Source organism: Pseudomonadota bacterium (assembly GCA_027620075.1).
GTDB lineage: Bacteria > Pseudomonadota > Alphaproteobacteria > Rickettsiales > UBA6187 > 1-14-0-20-39-49.
Genome location: JAQCEY010000001.1, coordinates 415,371 through 436,168, shown reverse-complemented (window position 1 = coordinate 436,168; position 20,798 = coordinate 415,371). Strand labels below are relative to the sequence as shown.

21 protein-coding genes are annotated in these 20,798 nt (G+C 39.1%); 18 read left to right on the top strand and 3 right to left on the bottom strand.

Annotation, left to right across the window (positions count from 1 at the left end):
* Positions 1-6 precede the first annotated feature (6 nt).
* The 12 genes from O2942_02275 (at position 7) to lpdA (ending at position 9,557) form a co-directional block, all read left to right on the top strand.
* Positions 7-747: a hypothetical protein gene (locus O2942_02275; protein ID MDA0781074.1), complete on the top strand. Its 741-nt coding sequence runs from the start codon at positions 7-9 to the stop codon at positions 745-747.
* Between the two features lie 20 nt (positions 748-767).
* The gene (locus O2942_02270; GenBank protein ID MDA0781073.1) at positions 768-1,583 is read left to right on the top strand and encodes a hypothetical protein; all 816 of its coding nucleotides are present in this window, start codon (positions 768-770) and stop codon (positions 1,581-1,583) included.
* 329 nt (positions 1,584-1,912) lie between these two features.
* Positions 1,913-2,911, top strand: a complete 999-nt coding sequence (gene pdhA / locus O2942_02265; protein ID MDA0781072.1) for a pyruvate dehydrogenase (acetyl-transferring) E1 component subunit alpha — start codon at positions 1,913-1,915, stop codon at positions 2,909-2,911.
* A 12-nt stretch (positions 2,912-2,923) separates the two neighbouring features.
* Positions 2,924-3,547 (top strand): plasmid pRiA4b ORF-3 family protein, encoded by a 624-nt coding sequence (locus O2942_02260; protein MDA0781071.1) that lies wholly within the window; start codon positions 2,924-2,926, stop codon positions 3,545-3,547.
* 3 nt (positions 3,548-3,550) lie between these two features.
* Entirely contained in the window at positions 3,551-4,534 is a 984-nt protein-coding gene (locus O2942_02255) for a pyruvate dehydrogenase complex E1 component subunit beta (GenBank protein MDA0781070.1), read from the top strand.
* Positions 4,535-4,597: 63 nt separating this feature from the next.
* Positions 4,598-4,876, top strand: coding sequence for a GIY-YIG nuclease family protein (locus O2942_02250; protein MDA0781069.1), 279 nt, complete (start codon positions 4,598-4,600; stop codon positions 4,874-4,876).
* A gap of 135 nt (positions 4,877-5,011) precedes the next feature.
* Positions 5,012-5,314, top strand: a complete 303-nt coding sequence (locus O2942_02245) for an MGMT family protein (protein MDA0781068.1) — start codon at positions 5,012-5,014, stop codon at positions 5,312-5,314.
* A 3-nt stretch (positions 5,315-5,317) separates the two neighbouring features.
* A complete protein-coding gene (locus O2942_02240; protein ID MDA0781067.1) occupies positions 5,318-5,875 on the top strand; it encodes an AAA family ATPase in 558 nt (185 codons plus the stop codon).
* The gene (locus O2942_02235; GenBank protein ID MDA0781066.1) at positions 5,876-7,189 is read left to right on the top strand and encodes a pyruvate dehydrogenase complex dihydrolipoamide acetyltransferase; all 1,314 of its coding nucleotides are present in this window, start codon (positions 5,876-5,878) and stop codon (positions 7,187-7,189) included.
* 62 nt (positions 7,190-7,251) lie between these two features.
* Complete coding sequence (locus tag O2942_02230; GenBank protein ID MDA0781065.1) at positions 7,252-7,623, top strand: hypothetical protein; 372 nt, start codon at positions 7,252-7,254, stop codon at positions 7,621-7,623.
* Positions 7,617-8,132, top strand: coding sequence for a GNAT family N-acetyltransferase (locus tag O2942_02225; protein ID MDA0781064.1), 516 nt, complete (start codon positions 7,617-7,619; stop codon positions 8,130-8,132). The genes O2942_02230 and O2942_02225 overlap by 7 nt, the downstream gene beginning before the upstream one ends.
* 30 nt (positions 8,133-8,162) lie before the next feature.
* Entirely contained in the window at positions 8,163-9,557 is a 1,395-nt protein-coding gene (gene lpdA / locus O2942_02220) for a dihydrolipoyl dehydrogenase (GenBank protein ID MDA0781063.1), read from the top strand.
* Positions 9,558-9,759: 202 nt separating this feature from the next.
* On the opposite strand, the gene O2942_02215 is transcribed toward lpdA, so the two are convergent.
* Positions 9,760-10,278 (bottom strand): EF-hand domain-containing protein, encoded by a 519-nt coding sequence (locus O2942_02215; GenBank protein MDA0781062.1) that lies wholly within the window; start codon positions 10,276-10,278, stop codon positions 9,760-9,762.
* A gap of 147 nt (positions 10,279-10,425) precedes the next feature.
* Here O2942_02215 and O2942_02210 point away from each other — a divergent pair, with 147 nt between their 5' ends.
* Both O2942_02210 and O2942_02205 read left to right on the top strand, forming a co-directional pair.
* Positions 10,426-11,535 (top strand): microcin C ABC transporter permease YejB, encoded by a 1,110-nt coding sequence (locus O2942_02210; GenBank protein ID MDA0781061.1) that lies wholly within the window; start codon positions 10,426-10,428, stop codon positions 11,533-11,535.
* Entirely contained in the window at positions 11,532-12,554 is a 1,023-nt protein-coding gene (locus O2942_02205; protein MDA0781060.1) for an ABC transporter permease, read from the top strand. Before O2942_02210 ends, O2942_02205 begins: the two co-directional genes overlap by 4 nt.
* 159 nt (positions 12,555-12,713) lie before the next feature.
* Here the strand turns inward: O2942_02205 and O2942_02200 are convergent, their stop codons facing one another.
* Positions 12,714-13,940 carry an argininosuccinate synthase gene (locus O2942_02200; protein ID MDA0781059.1) on the bottom strand — a complete coding sequence of 409 codons (1,227 nt, stop codon included), beginning with the start codon at positions 13,938-13,940 and terminating at the stop codon, positions 12,714-12,716.
* 348 nt (positions 13,941-14,288) lie between these two features.
* On the opposite strand from O2942_02200, the gene O2942_02195 reads away from it, so the two are divergent.
* From O2942_02195 to fliP, 4 genes are read left to right on the top strand one after another with little or no spacing between them, the layout of a single operon-like run.
* Entirely contained in the window at positions 14,289-15,947 is a 1,659-nt protein-coding gene (locus O2942_02195; GenBank protein ID MDA0781058.1) for an acyl-CoA dehydrogenase, read from the top strand.
* A 6-nt stretch (positions 15,948-15,953) separates the two neighbouring features.
* Positions 15,954-16,292 carry a hypothetical protein gene (locus tag O2942_02190; GenBank protein ID MDA0781057.1) on the top strand — a complete coding sequence of 113 codons (339 nt, stop codon included), beginning with the start codon at positions 15,954-15,956 and terminating at the stop codon, positions 16,290-16,292.
* Positions 16,293-16,583, top strand: coding sequence for a flagellar biosynthetic protein FliO (locus O2942_02185; protein MDA0781056.1), 291 nt, complete (start codon positions 16,293-16,295; stop codon positions 16,581-16,583).
* Complete coding sequence (gene fliP / locus O2942_02180) at positions 16,580-17,308, top strand: flagellar type III secretion system pore protein FliP (protein ID MDA0781055.1); 729 nt, start codon at positions 16,580-16,582, stop codon at positions 17,306-17,308. Before O2942_02185 ends, fliP begins: the two co-directional genes overlap by 4 nt.
* Here fliP and O2942_02175 read toward each other — a convergent pair.
* Positions 17,305-20,751: a hypothetical protein gene (locus O2942_02175; protein MDA0781054.1), complete on the bottom strand. Its 3,447-nt coding sequence runs from the start codon at positions 20,749-20,751 to the stop codon at positions 17,305-17,307. The genes fliP and O2942_02175 overlap by 4 nt on opposite strands.
* Positions 20,752-20,798 lie beyond the last annotated feature (47 nt).

Below are 20,798 nucleotides of genomic sequence, written 5' to 3'. Positions count from 1 at the left end.
AAATAAATGACCGAAAGAAATAAGCTAAAGAAAGTGTCGGAGAAATTTATCTCTGACACTTTTTTTATGCCCGTAATAGGTGCGGAGATTGAATTTTACCAAAAAAATTCCGGCATTGATTTAATCAAAAAAAATTGTGACGAACGGCAAATAAAATATTTGGATATAAAAGAGGAAAAGGGTGAAAATCAGTGGGAAATAAGTATTACTCACAAAAATGACGTAGTTGCAATTGCCGATGAAATTTTAAAAATCAGGGAGTCATTTAAAGATGCCGATTTTTCTGCTATGCCGTTTGATAGCGTATATGGGAACTCATTGCATATTCATATTAGTTTGCTTGATAAAGATGGCAAAAATATATTCGCAAAAAAAGGCGAAGAAGAAAGTGAGTTTATGAAATATGCAATAGGCGGCTTGCTTGAAAAAATGCCTGAGTATATGCAGGTTTTTGCTCCATACGAAAATTGTTATGAGCGTTTGAAAAAAGGCAAAGATGCTCCCTCTACCGTTAGCTGGGGTGGGAATAACAGGACTGTAGCCTTGCGGTTGCCTGCCACCACGGCGGAACCTGAAAACCGTAGGATAGAACATAGGGTTGCAGCAGCAGATTCCGACCCGTATTCGGTTATATCGGCTATTTTGGAAGGTGTTTCTTACGGCATATTGAATAAGGCTATGCCAAAATCTGCAAAAATATATGGTGATGCCTCCTTAAAGATGTATGGCTTGGATAGTTTATATTAATTTTTTTTAAAAGGTGATAAATGAATTTTACAAAGAAATACTCAAATGCTCTTTGGGTTTTAAGGATATTTATTTTAGTGTCTTTCGGGGCGATAGGTGCTAGTATTTATTTCAATTTTTCCCCTAAAGTTTTCGCATTAGAGTTTAACAAGGGCTTATCTAAAAGAAAGAAGGTGGAAGTTCTTTTTATAGGTAATAGCTTTACGTATTACAATCAAATGCCCGATATGCTTTCAGCAATTTCAAAATTTAACGGTAACAGTGCTTACTATATTGAAAGTGATAGCGTTGCATATGGAGGCTTTACACTGGAAAAACATTGGGAAAAAAAACAAGCTTTACAAAAGATAAATTCAAAAAAATGGGATTACATAATTTTTCAAGGGCAAAGTTCGACAATGGTTAGTGTTAACGGCAAGAACAGTTTTGATAATTATTTAAAGGCTTTTGTTGAATCCATAAGGAGCGTTTCGCCCGATACCAGAATCATATTATTTTCAACATGGTCATATCATGAAAACAGTTCGTTCTATTTTAAAAATGGTATTGATTATTTTACTATGTTAAAAGATACCCAAGAGGGATATTATCAATTTGCAAAAAAATTCAATACCGGAGTTGTTTATACCGGCACTCCTTTTTATGAGGCTAATAAACGCGGTATAAACCCTTATAGTGACGGTCATCACCCTAACAGGAACGGAAGCTATCTTGTTGCGATATTATTTTATAAGAATCTTATATCGGATGCTAATGTCAATTGCGAAGATATAAAGTTTGCTTACGGCATAAACGAGAAGGTTTGTAACTCCATGAAAGAAATAGCTTTATATTAGATTGTTTTATCCTACTTTTTGTAGCTGTTTAGTTTATCCTTGACTGAGGCGTGTTTTTCCTACATATTGGGGAATGCGGATATTAAAGTTTAGGAAAAAACATGGAAATAAAACTAGATGTAAATTCGGTTATTGAGCATTTTGGCGGAATCACGCCTTTACATGAGCGTTTTAAAAAAGCAGGTATAGAAATAAGCCGGAAAGCTATTGAAAAGTGGAAAGAGCGTGAATCTATCCCTACAAATAGCTGGCTACAGGTGGAGAACCTTGTAAAATCAGACGGTAATCTTGAATCTTTTAGGGGGAAAGTTGTGGTAACAACGGGAAGTATGTCTAAGGACGTTCTGAAATCTGAGAAAAAAGAAACAAATATTTCAGCGAAGGTTGCTTTGAAGCTGTTTGAGGAAATGCTGAATATCAGGCGTTTTGAAGAAAAAGCCGGTCAGCTATACGGTCAGGGCATGATAGGCGGGTTCTGTCACTTATATATAGGTCAGGAAGCGGTTGCCGTGGGAATGCAGCATGTGATGAAAGAGGGTGATAGTGTAATTACGACTTATCGTGACCATGGTTTGATGCTTTCATGCGGAAGTGACCCTAAGGTAGTTCTGGCGGAGTTGATGGGGCGTATTGACGGTTGCTCCAAGGGTAAGGGTGGTTCAATGCATATGTTCGACCTTAAAAATCACTTCTATGGCGGTCACGGTATAGTCGGTGCACCTGTTCCGCTTGGAACCGGAATCGCTTTTGCAAATAAATACCGTGAAAACGATAATGTTTGCCTTACCTACTTCGGTGACGGTGCGGCTAATCAGGGGCAGGTCTATGAGTCATTCAATATGGCGGCTTTGTGGCGTTTGCCGGTCGTCTATATTATTGAGAACAATGAATATGCAATGGGAACTTCGGTAAAGCGTTCATCGTATGCTACCGACCTTTATCATCGTGGCGAGTCAATGGGGATTCCGGGTATGCAGGTAAACGGAATGGACGTGCAGGAGGTTATAAAAGGCGGGCGTGAGGCTTTGGAATATGTGCGTTCGGGCAAAGGTCCTATTATAGTTGAGATGAAAACATACAGATATCGTGGACATTCAATGTCTGATCCTGCTAAGTACCGCTCTAAAGAGGAAGTTGAAAAATTCAAGGAAAATAAAGACCCTATCGACACTTTAAAAAAGTTTATTCTTGATAATAATTTTGCGGACAAAGATAAGTTAAAAGATATAGATAAGGACATTAGAGCTAAAATCAACGAAGTTGTGGAGTTCTGTAAAAACAGTCCTGAGCCTGATTATGACGAACTTTGGACGGATGTATATCAGTAAAGGAGATTTAATATGGGTAAGAAAGCATATCAGTTAAAAATACTTCTTGACCAAAGCAAGCCACCAATATGGAGAAGGGTTTTAGTAGAGCCTGAAATTAAACTTTCGAAGTTGCATGATGTTATACAGACAGTTTTTGGGTGGGAGGGACATCATCTTCATCAATTCTGGCGTGAAAGCGGAGATATCTTTGATTGGAGAGAGGTTTATGCCCTACCTAATTTCGGAATGAGTGAGCCGTCGCCATTTTCTGATGAAAATGATAAAATAATAGATGAGAGGGAAGTACAGCTAGATACTTTGCTTAAAAATGAAAAAGACAAAATTTATTACTGGTATGATTTTGGTGATGATTGGGAGCATAAAATTATTCTTGAAAAAATACTTGATGATGTAAAAGAGGGGCTTGAGTTGCCTTTGTGTATTAAAGGAAGGCAAGCTTGTCCACCTGATGACTGTGGAGGTTTGTGGGGGTATTATGATTTATTAGATATTTTGGAAGATAAAAAACATCCTGAGTATAAGCATGTAAAGGCGTGGTTAAAAGATATCGGGAAAAAAGATTTTGAGCCGAATTTTTTTGATGTAGATAAAACTAATTTGAAATTGAAGAGCTATTTAAAAAAGGTTGCGTAAAATATGACAGAACAAACAGTAAGAGTGGCACTTCGTGACGCAATGGCAGAAGAAATGCGTCGTGATAAAGATGTCTTTGTAATGGGCGAGGAGGTCGCCGAATATCAGGGTGCTTATAAGGTAACGGAAGGGCTTCTTGCCGAGTTCGGTGACAAGAGGGTGATAGATACGCCGATTACCGAGCATGGGTTTGCGGGGCTTGGCGTTGGTGCTTCATATGCAGGCTTAAAGCCGATAGTTGAGTTCATGACATGGAACTTCGGTATGCAGGCAATCGACCAGATAATAAACTCTGCTGCCAAAACTTTATATATGTCGGGCGGTCAGGTGAAATGCCCTATAGTTTTTAGAGGACCAAACGGAGCTGCTGCCCGTGTGGGTGCGCAGCACTCACAATGTTATGCAAGTTGGTATGCACATATTCCCGGTTTAAAGGTTATAGCTCCTTATTCTGCTGCGGACTGTAAAGGGCTTTTGAAGTCTGCCATACGTGACCCGAATCCTGTTATATTTTTAGAAAATGAGATTACATACGGATTCAAACATGAAGTGCCGGACGATGATGATTACCTAGTGCCTATCGGTAAGGCTGCCGTTGTGCGTCAGGGAAAAGATGTGACGATAACAGCATTTTCGTTGCAGGTTAAGTTTGCCCTTGAGGCTGCCGAAAAACTGGCTAAAGAAGGAATAGATGCGGAAGTTATAGACCTTAGAACTATACGCCCTCTTGATACTGAAACTATTATCAATTCGGTAAAGAAAACAAACCGTATTGTTGCAGTAGAAGAAGGTTGGCATTTTTCCGGAATTTGTTCGGAAATCGCAGCCGTAGTTATGGAAGAAGCCTTTGATTATTTAGATGCTCCTGTTACACGTGTTACAGGTAAGGATATTCCGTTGCCATATGCGGCGAATTTAGAAAAACATGCCTTGCCGCAAGTCGAGGATATTGTTAGTGCGTGTAAGGGTGTTTGTTATAAAAAATAAGTAATGCTGTCACCCCGTCGTATGATGGGTTACAAGTAGAGAGCAGAATAAAAAGGAATTATAATGTATTATGTTTATATACTGGCAAAAGCTAGGAATAGTACATTTTATACAGGCGTTACTAATGATTTACAAAGAAGAGTTTACGAGCATAAAGAAGGTTTGATTGAAGGTTTTACTAAAAAATACAATATTAAGAACTTAGTTTATTACGAATATTTTGATGACGTTAATGAAGCTATAAGAAAAGAAAAACTGATAAAGAAGTGGCGTAGAAAAATAAAGATGGAAGCTATAGAAAAAAATAATCCTGATTGGAAGGATTTATATTATGAACTTTAGTGCTGCCTAGTTTTTTTCTTGTCACCCCGTCGTATGACGGGGTCTGGAAGGGTTTGCAACACCGCACCGGACCCCGTTATAAAAACGGGGTGACAAAAATGGGAATTAAGGGACAAAAAGTTTAAGGAAGATAAAATGAGTGAATTTAACCGTCGTTGCTACGAAATACTAAAAAAAGTCCCTGCGGGTAGGGTTACTACTTACAAGGCGATAGCTAACGCTCTTGGCACTAAGGCATATAGAGCCGTCGGTAATGCGATGAATAAAAATGAAAATGCTCCTGTTATACCATGTCATAGGGTAGTAGGGGTTGACGGAAGTTTGACGGGTTATGCTTTCGGTCTGGACAAAAAAATACAGATATTAAAATCCGAAGGTGTGGAAGTAAAAAATAATAAAGTTGTGAATTTAAAAGACAAGTTGATTGAGGAGTTTTAAGAATTGCAAAATACGGTAATTTATCTAATCGGTTTTGCCGGTACGGGAAAATATACCGTTGCTAAAGAGCTTTCTAAACTGAATGATTTTAAAATAGTTCATAATCATTTGGTTAATGATACGGTATTTGATGTTTTGCAAAAATTTGAAGAAGATATTCCCGAATATGTTTGGAAGCAAATATCTAAAGTTAGGAATGTGGTTTTTAATACAATTGAAAATTATGCAGATAAAAAACTAAATTTTATATTTACCAATGAATTGGTCAAGCAAAGAAAGAGTGATGTTGTTTTATATAAAAAGGTGGAAAAGCTGGCATTAAAAAGGAATAGCAAGTTTTATCCAGTCAGATTAATTATTGACAGTGATGAACATAAAAAAAGAATTACAGCACATGAAAGAAAGCTAAGTAATAAAATTTCAAATGTTGATTATGTTGAAAGTTTAAGAGGGGTTGAGTTAATTGAACCGAAAAATAAGAATTTGTTTGATATTAATGTTAGTAACTTGTCAGCAACGGATTCTGCAAAAAATATTATGAAAAAGATTGAGGAGTTTTAAATGCCTATAGAAATTACAATGCCTGCTTTATCACCTACGATGGAGCATGGGAATCTGGCAAAATGGGTGGTAAAAGAAGGTGATAAGGTGGAACCGGGGCAGGTTATTGCCGAAATTGAAACCGATAAGGCTACTATGGAAGTTGAAGTGGTTGATGAAGGGGTAATAGGAAAAATCCTTGTAAAAGAAGGAACTCAGGACGTTGCGGTAAATGAGGTAATCGCACTATTACTTGAAGAAGGTGAGGATAAGAAGGCTATTGATAGCTATAAGCCTAAGAAAGCCGAGATAAAAGAAGAGCCTGAAGACGAGCATGATAATGATAACGAAAAGAGCGATACTCCTAAGAAATCAGCGAAACAGCCGCAAGGCGGCGGTGGAGCAGGTTTAACGCCTCCTCCTGTTTTTGTTCCGTCATCTTCGCAGGAATCTGTTGCAAAAAGTTCGGATTTTAAGGCAAGCCCTATCGCAAAAAGACTGGCCGCAGATGCAGGGATAAATATTGAATCACTTACGGGAACAGGACCAAAGGGAAGGGTGGTAAAATCAGATATTGAGATGGCTATAAAAAATGGCGGCTCAAGCTCTAATGTGGTAAGAAACCCTGTTGAGGTTACGGCTATACCTAATGATAATATGCGTAAAGTTATCGCAAGCAGATTGTTACAGTCAAAGCAGCATGTTCCGCATTTTTATTTAAGCGTTGATTGCGAGTTGGATAAACTGCTTGAGGTTAGAAAAGACCTGAATGATTCTGCTTATATTGATTCTGATAGCGGTCAACCGGTTTATAAATTATCGGTAAACGACCTGATAATTAAGGCTGTCGGTAAGGCTCTGAAAAAAGTGCCACAGGCAAATGCAAGTTGGACGGATAATGCAATCATGCAATATAATAATGTTGATGTGTCGGTAGCGGTAGCAACCGATGGCGGACTTATCACGCCTATAATAAAAAATGCCGACCAAAAAAGCCTGCCTGTGATATCAAACCAAATGAAAGAACTTGCCGCAAGGGCAAGAAAAAATGCACTAAAACCTGAAGAGTTTCAAGGGGGCGGATTTAGTATATCAAACCTTGGCATGTATGGAATCAAGAATTTCAGCGCGATAGTTAACCCTCCTCAGGGCTGTATTCTTGCCGTTGGGGCAGGAGAGCAAAAAGCCGTGGTGAAAAACGGTAGTATAGTACCTGCAACCGTTATGTCGGTGACTTTGTCATGTGACCACAGGGTAGTAGACGGGGCGGTAGGTGCGGAGTTTTTAGCCGTCTTTAAGGATTTTATACAAAGACCGGTGACTATGCTTGTTTGATTTTTTGCTGTCATTGCGTGAATTTGTTTAGTAAAACTTTTGGATAAAAACAATTAATGTTTATGGCAGAGTTTATTTGTACGAATTGCGGTTATCAGGGGAAGAGAAGGGCTATAAAACCCGGAAGCAGAGGAATGGAAATAATTTTGTGGGTGGTGTTCCTGATTCCCGGTCCTTTTTATACTCTGTGGAGAATATTAGGTAAAAAGTGGAAATGCCCTCAATGCGAACAAATAAACACTATGTTTTCCGTTAACAGTAAATCGGGTAAATTAAAGCTTGATGAAATAAATAAGGATATTTCGGAAGAAGAACTGGCAAAAATACCCGATAGATGGGAAGATGATAGAAAAGAATATAACAAAAAACACGGAATTATACATCAGCCCAAAATAATTATTAAGGCAAAACCAGATAAGGACGAGAAGTGGTAGAGATAAGCAAAGATAATTTTAAAATGCGTCCTTTTAAAAGTTCCGATGCTCTTGCATTTGTTAACGGTTTGAACACCAAAACAATAGCAAGGGATACCACTATTGATTTACCTTGTACTATGGACGCTGCAAATTGGTGGATATCGTTCATACAAAGTGCGGAGCAAAAAAAGCCTCTGCCTGAAAAGCACTTTGTTATTGATATTGACGGGGGGCTTGTCGGGTCGATAGGGATAATAAATATAGATAAACACAAAGGTGAGCTTGGTTACTGGCTGACAGATAAACATTTCGGCAAGGGAATAATGACAAAAGCTATAAATGAAATGGTGCGGTATTGCACAAAAGATATAGGTTTAAAAAGGATATTCGCCCCTGTTTTGCCTCATAATAAGGCTTCTGCCAGAGTTTTGGAAAAAAACGGTTTTGAATTAGAAGGAACGTTGAAAAAATATTTTAAAAAAGATGGAAATTATATAGATGCACTTGCATATGCGTATGTAAAATAGTAGCTGAATAAAATAAAGAAGGAGTAAGATATGAATAAATTTGATGTTGTTGTAATAGGCGGTGGACCGGGTGGTTATGTTGCCGCTATTCGTGCTGCCCAGCTTGGTTTGAAGACGGCGGTTGTTGAGGGCAACCATTTGGGCGGTATATGCCTTAATTGGGGGTGTATCCCTACAAAAGCTTTGCTGCGTTCGGCTGAAGTTCTAAGAACTGTGCAGCATGCTGAAGAATTTGGCATTACCGTTAAGGATATAAGTTTTGATATTCAAAAAATAGTCAAGCGTTCAAGAGAAGTTGCGTCACAGCTATCTGGCGGAATCGGTCATTTGATGAAAAAGAACAAGATAGAGGTGTTTGACGGATTCGGGAAGCTAAACGGTAAAGGCAGGGTTAAGGTAGAAAAAGACGGCAAGAAAATTGCAGATATAGAATCGCCTAATATCATTATTGCAACAGGTGCAAGGGCAAGGACTTTACCGGGGCTTGAAAGTGACGGTAAGCAGGTGCTTACATATAAAGAAGCTATGATACCCGATGATGCACCTAAGTCCTTATTGGTGGTAGGCTCCGGTGCTATAGGAATAGAATTTGCCAGTTTTTATAATGCTTTGGGTGTTGATGTCACCGTAGTTGAAATGGCTGATAGGGTCATGCCCGTTGAAGATGCGGAAATATCTAAAATGGCTCGCAAGTCATTTGAAAAACAGGGAATGAAAATTCATACCAAAACTACCGTTCGGGAGTTGAAGAAATCTAAAGACGGTGTTACCGCTATTTTAGACAGCAACGGTAAGGAAACAAATATTAAAGTCGATAGGGTGATTACCGCAGTCGGAATTGTTCCCAACACTGAAGGTCTTGGCTTTGAGGGAACTAAAGTTAAATTTGACAGGGGGCATATTGTAACTAACAAGTGGTGTGAAACAGATGAGGCAGGTGTATATGCAATAGGTGATGTGGCATCAGCACCATGGCTTGCTCATAAGGCTAGCCATGAAGGTGTTGTGTGTGTTGAAAAAATTGCCGGATTAAACGGTGTCCACCCGATAAATAAAAATAATATCCCCGGTTGTACATACTGCCACCCACAAGTTGCCTCAGTTGGGTTAACCGAAGAAAAAGCAAAAGATGCAGGGCATGAGATAAAGGTAGGAAGATTTCAGTTTGTCGGAAACGGTAAGGCTATAGCACTTGGTGAGCCTGAAGGGTTGGTGAAAACCATATTCGATGCTAAAACCGGAGAGCTTCTGGGGGCTCATTTAATAGGTGCGGAGGTTACAGAGCTTATTAACGGATTTTTGGTAGGCAAGACAATGGAAGCTACGGAATCTGACTTTATGCACACTATATTTCCACACCCGACATTATCGGAAATGATGCATGAATCGGTGCTTGATGCATTCGGAAAAGTTGTTCATATGTAAAATTAATGGAGTGTTTAATAAATATCGCTTTTGTAAAAATTGCACTGAAATCTGGAATTTTTGTCATGCTGAACTCGTTTCAGCATCTACTTTGTCGTGTTAGAGATGCTGAAACAAGTTCAGCATGACAAAAGCGATGTTTATTGAACACTCCCAAAATTAATTAAAAAAGGGAGCTAACTAGCTCCCTTTTTTATATGTACTATTCATCACCTGATGGGGGAGTTGAATCTTTCTTCCCCTTCATATGACCTTTATGTGATTTATGATATTCGGTCATTTCATCTTTTGAGATTTTACCGTCTTTATTTGTGTCTATGTCTTCAAATTTTCCCTCACGGTTTTCCATGCGGTCTTCTTTTTTTTCGGCACGATCTTCTTTTTTATTCTCGTGGTAAGACTTTATTTCTTCCTCGGTAAGTTTGCCGTTGCCGTTAGCGTCCATTTTTTTGAACTTTTCTTCTTTAGCTTCTAAAAACTCTGCTTTGCTTATTTCACCGTCTTTGTTTTTATCAACTTCTTTCATCATATAAGCTTTACCGTAATGACCGCCTTTTTTCATGTTCATGAATTCTTCTTTTGAAATGAAACCGTCATTATTCTCATCTTTTTTTTCAAAGAACATGCCGCCGTCACGACCTTTGCCTTCATGGTCATTTGCCATAGAAGGAGCGGAAAAAGAAATTATTGCCGTAGTTGCTAAAAAAATTATTTTTTTCATGTTAAATCACCTTTATTAAATTGAGTAAAAAATATACATATATTCTTATTTGAAAATTATCTGAAAAACTATCCGAATATATTATTTATATTTAATTATTATCCTATATTCTTTTATCTGAAATAAAATAAAAAAGCTATATGTATAATGTTTAATTACATACTAAAAAGATTGCTGCTGATGATACCTACATTGCTGGGTATTGTTCTTATAAACTTTATAATAGTACATGTTGCCCCCGGGGGACCTGTTGAGCAGATGATAGCTCAGGTGACGCATACGGGTGTTGATGCAACCGCTCGCTTTACGGGAAATATGGGGGATATGCCGAATGCAGGCAACGCCAATAAGAATTTAGCATCAGGCGGTTCGTCAAAATATCGTGGAGCTCAGGGGCTTGACCCCGACCTGATAAAAGAAATTGAGAAGTTGTATGGTTTTGATAAACCTATACATATACGTTTTTTTGATATGCTTAAAAATTATGCCGTATTTGATTTTGGGGATAGTTTTTTTAAGGATAAAAAGGTAATAGAACTGGTAATTGATAAGATGCCCGTATCCATTTCTTTGGGGCTTTGGACAACGTTACTGGTTTATTTAATATCCATTCCCCTTGGAATCAGGAAGGCGGTTAGGGACGGCTCTAATTTTGATATTTGGACAAGTACATTGGTTTCCATAGGCTACGCCATTCCGGGGTTTTTATTTGCTATTATTTTAATAGTATTTTTTGCCGGAGGTAGCTATTGGCAGATATTCCCGCTTAGGGGGCTGACCTCTCCCGGTTGGGAAAGCTTTTCCGCATGGCAGAAAGTTTATGATTATTTTTGGCATATAGCACTGCCCGTGCTAGCCATGGTGATAAGCGGTTTTGCAGGGCTTACCATGCTTACGAAAAACTCTTTTTTAGAAGAAATAGGAAAGCAGTATGTTATAACCGCAAGGGCAAAGGGGCTATCTGAAAAACGGGTGCTATACGGTCACGTGTTCAGGAACGCCATGCTTATTGTTGTTGCAGGTTTCCCCAGTGCTTTTATCGGTATATTATTTACAGGCTCCTTGCTTATCGAAACAATATTTTCATTAGACGGCTTGGGGCTTTTGGGTTTTGAAGCGGTGGTAAGCCGTGATTATCCGGTTATTTTCGGAACGTTGTTTTTCTTTACTATAATAGGGCTTGTCCTTAACCTTGTAGGTGACCTTACATACCGCCTTATCGATCCGAGAATCGATTTTGAAAGGAGAGATGTATGACACCACTTGTAAAAAGACGTATCGCAAATTTTAAGAATAACAAAAGGGGGTATTATTCCTTTTGGATATTCTCCGTACTATTTGTTATCAGTATCCTTGCCGAGTTCGTAGCAAATGATAAGCCTATATTGGTAAAATATGAAGGTGAGCTTTATGTTCCGGTGCTTTTTCAATATGCTGAAACGGAATTTGGCGGTGATTTTGGAACGGAGGCAGATTACCGTGACCCGTATGTAACTAAACTTATTGAAGATAAAGGCAATGGTTGGATGGTATGGCCTCCGATACGCTATAGCTACCGCACCATAAACTATGACCTTCCCACGCCTGCACCTTCGGCTCCGACCTTTGACAATCTGCTTGGAACAGACGATCAGGGGCGTGACGTTATGGCAAGAACCATATACGGTTTCAGGCTGTCGGTGTTTTTCGCCTTAATCCTCACTGTTTTCGGTTCTATCATAGGTATAGCGGCAGGAGCGGTACAGGGATATTTTGGAGGAACGCTTGACTTGTTATTCCAAAGATTTATTGAGATATGGGTGGGGCTTCCCGTATTATTCATATTGATAATACTAGCCTCGGTAGTGACCCCTAATTTTTGGTGGCTACTTATAATAATCTTGTTGTTCAACTGGACAAACCTTGTGGCGGTGGTGCGTGCCGAGTTCCTCAAGGCAAGAAACCTTGAATATGTCAAAGCTGCTAAAGCTCTGGGAGTGGGCGAATCCGTTATAATATTCAGGCATGTTTTGCCTAACGCTATGGTTTCTGCATTAACATTCTTACCTTTTATATTAACAGGTGCTATTACAACATTGACATCGCTTGATTTTATAGGGTTTGGGTTGCCTGCCGGCTCTCCTTCTCTTGGCGAATTATTGGCACAGGGCAAGGCAAATTTGCAAGCACCATGGCTTGGTATTACAGGCTTTCTTGTGTTGTCTATAATGCTGACATTGCTTGTCTTTATCGGGGAGGCTGTAAGAGATGCTTTTGATCCGAGAAAGGCTTGGTAAAATTCAAATCTTAGTCCCTTCTCCCTTTAAGACCTCTGCATAATGCAAATGAAACTCGTCATTACCCGAATTGCCAAAGGCAATTATAGGGTAATCTCATGAGATCGCCCTATAATTTGTTTCACAAATTCAGGCGATGACGTATTTATTATGCAGAGTCTAATCAGGTGAAGGATAATTCTCGCTATGATTCTTTCCCAAGCGTAAACGCAGTGCGTTCAGCTTAATAAATCCTTCGGCATCCTTTTGATTATATACTTCATCTTCTTCGAAGGTCACTATCTCGTTGCTGTATAAGCTATTAGCAGACTTGCGACCTACAACCTCAACCGAGCCTTTATATAGTTTTAAGCGGACAAGACCGTTCACACGGTTTTGGCATCTGTCAATTGCAGCCTGTAGCATATAACGCTCGGGACTCCACCAGTAGCCGTTGTAAATCAGCTCGGCATAGCGTGGCATTAGCTCATCTTTCAGGTGCATAGCACCCTTATCTAATGTAATGCTTTCTATTCCTCTGCGTGCTTTTAATAAAACAGTTCCCCCCGGAGTTTCATATACACCACGGGATTTCATGCCGATATAGCGGTTTTCAACTATATCAAGTCTTCCGATACCGTTTGCACCTCCAAGCTTGTTCAATTTAGCAAGTAAGTTGGCAGGGGACAGTTTTTCACCGTCTATGGCAATAGCGTCACCATTATCGAACTCTATCTCTATATATGTAGGTTTATCCGGTGCGTTTTCAGGAGATACGGTAAGACGGAACATATCTTCGGTATATGCTTGCCAAGGGTCTTCCAATACTTTCCCTTCATATGATATGTGAAGCAGATTTGCGTCCATTGAGTATGGAGCCTCACCCCTTTTATCCATAGCTACGGGGATTCCTCTTTCTTCTGCGTATTTTATAAGTTTGGTACGGGAGTTCAAATTCCACTCACGCCAAGGGGCTATAACTTTTACATCGGGTTTTAAAGCATAATAACCAAGCTCAAAACGTATTTGGTCGTTTCCTTTGCCGGTTGCTCCGTGAGATACTGCATCAGCACCCACCTCTTTGGCAATTTCTATCTGGCGTTTTGCAATTAACGGACGGGCAATTGAAGTGCCAAGCAGATATTCGCCCTCATAAATAGCATTAGCACGGAACATAGGGAATACATAGTCCCTTACGAATTCTTCACGCAGGTCATCAATGAATATTTGAGTAACGCCGAATTGCTCCGCTTTGCTGCGAACAGGGTCAAGCTCCTCGCCCTGACCGATATCAGCCGTGAAAGTAACTACCTCACAATTATATTGTTCTTTTAACCAGCATAATATTACCGATGTATCCAAACCGCCCGAATATGCCAGTACCACTTTTTTTACGTTGTTAGTCATTTTATGTCCCTGTTGAATCCCGTTTTTTAGCATTGCTAACCTAAATAGTTAACGCACCTTAAATTGCGTCGTCCCCCGAATTTTCGTAGAAAATTATAGGGGGAACTCCCACAATTTGAACCGGATTACCCTATAATTTTGTTACACAAAATTCGGGTAATGACGTAAAACTATACTAGTTAGCAATGACCGTTTTTTAGCCGTTTATATATAATAAACGTTCCAATATAAAGCTATTTTTTTCAGCGGGGTATTTTTTATAAAATACTATAGAAAATAGTTGAAAAACATATTAGAGTATAAAACTTCACGGAACATTTTTTTTGATTATAATTGAACGGATAAGCCATGCAAAATTACAACGCTCCTTTAGACGATATCAATTTTTTGTTAAATGATGTTCTGAAATTAGAAGATGTTTTGAGGCTTGATAAGTATAAGGATTTATCAGGGTCTTTGATAAATGCCGTGCTTGATGAGGCATCAAAATTTGCAGGCAAAAGGCTTTCTCCGTTGAATGTTATCGGAGATAAGCAGGGGGCACATTCTAAAGATTCGGTTACAACTACACCTGAAGGATTTAAAGAAGCCTATGAGCAGTTTGTAAAAAACGGCTGGAATTCAGTTCCTTTTTCTACTGAAATAGGGGGGCAGGGCTTGCCGTGGTTGGTATCGACTGCCATATCTGAAATGTGGAGCGGTGCTAATTTTGCTTTTGCACTTTGCCCGTTATTGACTCAAGGGGGGGTGGAGTTGCTCGAAAATCACGGTAGTGCCGACCAAAGAGAAAAATATCTGAGGAAGTTAGTTTCAGGTGAGTGGACGGCGACTATGTGCCTTACCGAGTCAACGGCAGGTTCGGACATTGGGGCGGTTAAAACTATAGCTAAAAAAGACGGCGATAAGTATCTGATAAAAGGTCAGAAAATATTTATTACCTTTGGAGATCACGATTATACCGATAATATTATCCATATGGTTCTGGCAAGATGTGAAGATGCACCTGATGGAATAAAAGGCATATCGCTTTTTATTGTGCCGAAGGTTTTAGAGGACGGTTCTAAAAATGATATCAGGGTTATAAGTATCGAACATAAGCTGGGTATTCACGGAAGCCCGACGGCAGTTTTGAATTTCGGTGATGAAAATGGAGCGGTAGGTTATCTTGTCGGAGAAGAAAATCACGGCATAAAATATATGTTCACTATGATGAATAATGCAAGGCTTGCAGTCGGTGTAGAAGGAGTAGCCATTGCCGAGGATTCGTTACAAAAGGCGGAGAATTTTGCGGCAGAGCGTGTGCAGGGAGGATTGCCTATAGCTAAATATCCTGACGTTAAACGTATGCTGATTACTATACGAAGCCAAACAGAGGCAATGCGTGCTTTGTCTTATTATATAGGCAAGTGTATCGACCTTTCAAGAAATCATGAAGATGAAGCGGTTAAAGAAAAATATAAAGAAATAACCGATATACTTATCCCTGTTTTAAAAGCCAATGCAACCGATATGGGCTTTTTTATGTCATCGGAAGCTATGCAGGTATTTGGCGGGGTAGGTTATGTTGAAGATTACGGGATAGCACAAAACCTGCGTGACTCACGGATAGCCATGATATATGAAGGCACTAACGGTATTCAGGCAATGGATCTGGTGAAGCGTAAAATAATTATAAATGACGGTAGGCTGTTTGAAAGCCTGTCTGTTGAGGTTTTTGAACTTGTGCAGGGAAGTGTGTTCGAAGATGTAGTAAAAGATGCGATAGGTAAATTGGTGAACGCTACATCTCAGATACGTTCTATGGACGATAAGAAAGCCGAGTTTAAGGCTTATTACTATACAAGGCTTTTCGGGGTTGTTATGGGCGGGGTTATGATGGCAATGTCCGATAAGGCGTTAGGTGATGATGAATCGGGTTTTTTCAAACTAAAAAGAAAAACTATAAAATTTTATATGGACTTTCTTCTTCCGGAGGTGAATTATTTGCACGAGATAGTAGTTAGGTAATGAGTTATGGAAAAAGATATAAATCCCGATAGGTTATACAAATTTATTTGCGGTGAAATAGAAGCTTCTATGCACGCCCTTGATGCGGGTAAGGAAGTTAATATGGAAAATATAGACAGGAATGTCAGAAAGTTTTGTGATTTAGTTACAAAACTTCCTGCTGCCGAGGCTAAATCATATGATGAAAAAATAGACAATATCGTAAAGGAATTAACTTATATTGTTGAAACACTTACCGAACGTAAGTTAGAGATAGGAGAGCAGATTAATTATACTTCTCAAAGGCGAAAGGCACAGTCAGCATATGGCACGGCTATGTTGAACAGTGTGAATGAGGCTAAATAAATGGATTACACAGCCTACATTAAAGCAATATTAGCACTGGTGTTCGTTTTGGGGCTGATAGGACTTTTTTCATTCTTGTTGAAGAGGGTATCCTCAGGTCAGTTTGCAGGCAAGTCAAAAGCCGCAAAGCGTATTTCCTTAGAAGAGGTTTTTTATGTTGATGCAAAACGTAAGTTGTTATTAGTCAAGAGGGATGATGTCGAACATCTTATATTACTTGGTGCGAACAGTGAAACTGTAATTGAGAATAACATCACAGTTAAACAATCTGATTCAAAGGGGGAGAAATGAGGATAATCTTGTTTTTTACCTTATTGCTGGCTTTAGGCGATAATAATGCCGTTGCTCAAACATTGTCGCTTGATATGGGCGAAGGGGGAGGGCAGGTTACTTCAAGGATATTACAGCTTATAGCACTTATTACCGTTATAAGCCTTGCTCCTTCAATATTGGTGATGGTAACGTCATTTACCAGAATAGTTGTTGTGTTCTCGTTTTTAAGAACGGCACTAGGATTGCAGCAGACTCCGCCTAATTCCGTTATAATAAGTTTATCACTTTTTCTTACCATGTTTATCATGCAGCCTGTTTTTATGGAGTCATATAATAAAGGGCTAAAGCCTTTGATGGACGAGGAGATAACCGAAGAAGAGGCGATTGAGCCTACAATTGCACCATTCAAGGTGTTTATGCTGCAAAATGTTCGTGAAAAGGATTTGGGGCTGTTTTTTGAATTGTCAGATACTAAGGTTCCTGAAAAAATCGAAGAGACCTCTTTAAGAATTTTAATACCGGCATTTATGATAAGTGAATTAAGGCGTGCATTTGAAATAGGCTTTCTGCTGTTCATACCGTTTTTGATAATTGACCTGATGGTTGCTTCAACCCTGATGGCTATGGGTATGATGATGTTACCGCCGGTGTTAATTTCATTGCCGTTCAAGCTTATATTTTTTGTGCTTATAGACGGCTGGTATATGGTTGTGGGGAGTCTGGTCAAAAGTTTTGGCGGTTAAGCACCGCCACCATCATTAGTAGCGGTCTGCTCTGTGTTTACCTTCAGGTAGTTATCAAGGAACTGTTGCATGTCTACAAACTCAACCGTTTGGTCAAGATTTCTGTAATCAACGGGTCCACGGTCGGTAGCAACGAATGTAAATACTTTCTTGCTATCACTATCAGGAGTGAGTGGCTCGAAATCCTCGTATAATACCTGTAATCTTCTTTTTCTCTCCATTAAAGCATAAGATACGGCAAGCTTTATTAACTGGTTCATCTCATCTTGTGTAACCTTGCGTCCGTCCCTCCTTATATCCCTGAACGGTGTTTCCAGTTCATCGATAACCTTGTTCCATACCTTGTTACGCCAGTAAACTTCGGCACGTAAAAATGCCGCTTTTTGGCTATCATTGCCTTTTAAAAGTGCAAGGGTTTGGTTGTTCTTGCCGAGTTCTATCAATACATGAGCCTTTATATATTGCCTTTTATCCTTTATTTCTTCACTGATATTATCATTCTCCGTTGCCATTAAAACATCGTACGCTTTTTGCGGTGAGCGGTTTTTTAAGTGAACATTAACAAGTTTAAGGGCTGTAATATCTCGCTCTTCCCCTATAAGCCTGAAACGTATCTGGTGGGTAAGGAGTGCCGCAGCTCTGTCTAGCAGGTCAACCTCAATAAGGCGGTCGGCAAGGCGGCTTATCATTTCATCTCCGAGTTTACCTATCGGAGTTAGTTCCCTGAACTCGTAATAAAGGGTTAAAGCGTCAAGCTTAGGCATTTCATCAACTTCGCCCTGACTGAATATCTGTACGAACTTGTCACTCATTTTTTTTGCGATTAACAGTGATTCATCAGAACCGGGGAATGCAGCTATAGAAGACCTCCATACAGCAAAGCCTTTCATATATTCCTTTTCTTCCATGTAGAATTCACCAAGCATCTTTAATATATTGAATTCCAAAACGCCGCCACGCCAGCTTATGCGAAGGTCGTTTAATCTGTCAATTGCATCGGTGACTTCAATTTTTTTCAGGCGTAACTCATATATCGTAAGGGCTAGTTGCGAACGGGTACGGTTATATCGGTCTAAAACATTTCCACTTAGATTTAACCACGTTTGAATAGCTTTTTCGGATTCCTCGTCTTTTGCGTAGAACAGTCCCCTTAGAAACTCAATACTGTTTTTGGTAAATTCCCGTTCCTCGTCTTTTAATAAGCTTATTATTTCTTCTGCGACAACCACGTCGTTTCTTTTTAGCCTGTCTTCTAGGGCTATCAATGCAAAGTCGTTAAATACCCTGTCGGGATAGAATTTTAAAAATACTTCAACATTCTCAATAAAATTCATTCTTAGTTCTTCTTGTTTTCTTTGCTCGGACGTACTCCACCATAATTTGTTATCTTCTATCTGAAAGGCGTCGGATGATTGATATAACTCGCTTTCTTCAAAGCGCTTTATCTCTTCCTGATAGTGGTCGGTAACAAAACGTGCTGTGGATTCAAGTTTCTGTACTTCTTCGGAGTTGGCAAAGTCGGGGTCAATCTGCCTGATTATACGCAGTAATCTTGAGGAGGTTTCATAAATCAGCCTTGTATTATCGGTAGTATTGCCGTCTTCAAGGCTATTTTTGTCGTCCTCTTTTTTTTGCTCAAGTACAGGGTTACTACCGATGAATTTATCAATTTTTATCTGGCTGCCGAGTCCTATATTTGCCGCAGCCGTCCAAAACGCTATCTCGGCTTTGCCACGTTCATCAAGAGAATTGATATCGATATTATTAAATGCCTCAATCGAATCGTCATATCTATGTGCCATATATAATGAGGCTGCCTCAACTATTCTTACGTCATTGTTTTTAGCGTAGTTTTTGTCAAACTCCTTTATAGTGTTAATGATACTGATAGCTTCCTGATATAAAGAATGTGCAAAATAGAATCTTGCAAGTTTAAGGCGTTTTTCATTTTTTTCCTTCCAGTCAACCTCTGTTATTTCCCACAAAATGTTTTTAAGGTCTTTCAGGTAGGTTTTATCATCTCCGATTTTCCACGTGTTGAATTTTATGGCTGTAATGTCCTGACCCTTTTCTTTCAGGCGTTCTACCTGCTCCCTTGCCAGCCGTTCTTTTTCCTGTAGCTCTCTTAAGGCTAGCTGTGCACCTCCTGCCAGTTTGTTAGTGGGGCCTGAAATTTCAATATTGTTTTTATCGGCACCAAAACTGATAAAGTCGGATATCAGGTTTATCACTATACCCTGATATGTATTTAGAACGGTATAATCGGGATATTTTCTTGGCACTTTAAAGCCGCTGCTCTCCTCAATGAGAGGAATTACTATCATTTCATCGCCAACTGTCGGGTCGGTTAGGCGGATAGGTTTTAAAGTGTTTTCAAAGCCTTTAATATTTAATTTTGAGCCGTGAAGCTCGCTATCCTGAATTGATATTTCCGGCTCATATTGGGGTAGGGATTTTTGTTTTGTCAGGGATATTAGCCAGTTGTTTTCTTCCCTGTGTGGAACGGCATAATAGCTATCCCTTAATTTTAATCTCAAAATAGTATAATATTTGTTATCAAGCTGCTCGGCATCTTCGTATATTTCAGGTTTTTCAGTTAGTATATCGGTAGTATTTACCTGACGGTATTTATCAAATATAACCCATAAATACGCCCCTCTGTGAAATACTGCAGCCCCAACCGGTCTGTCCCACTCAAAAAACAAATTATCTGCCGAGCCGTCCTTCTTTGTAAATTTTTGTGGTTCCGGCTCTTCTGCAACCGTGTTATTATTTTCTACAATTTCAGGCGTACTCGGAGAATCCTCTTCGGCGACTTCTTGCGATTCCAGCTCTTCTTCGGTTTCTTCTGTCGGAGTTTCAACGGTGTTTTGAGCCAGTTCAAGGCTTCTAAACAGCTTTTCGCCAAGACCTGCATCTTCGAATTGCTGTAACAAATTTAATTCGGCAGTCTCAACTACCCTTTTTAAAGGTTTTGGTTGTTCCTCCTTAATTTGAACGGCTTCTTTCTTTGTAGATTGCGGCTCTTTTTTTGCGACCTGTATATCAGGCTCTTGTTTGGTATTGACAATTAAGTCAATACCAACAAATTTCTCACTGATAAATTTTCTGTACGCATACCGGTTATCATATAAATTAAAAGATATGGTTTTTGTATTGCTAGTGGTATCTATCGACTTTATATATTTGTTAACATTTTTATCTAAGGTATTTAAATAAGGAGTAAATTCTTCTTCAAAAGATACGTCTAGTTTACCGTCATGCATTTTGGGTGTGAATTTTACATCAGGGTCGGTATAGAAAAATATCCTTAAAAATTGTCCTTTATCAACAACCTTTACAACAATTTTTTTGGTATTATCCGATATACTATAGCTAGAGGACGGTAATATTATTATTACCGTTAAAAAGGCGTACAAAAAATAAAAGGTGAATTTTTTCACTTAATACCGTTTAATATATAATGATTTTAGGTATTAGCTACTTGCTA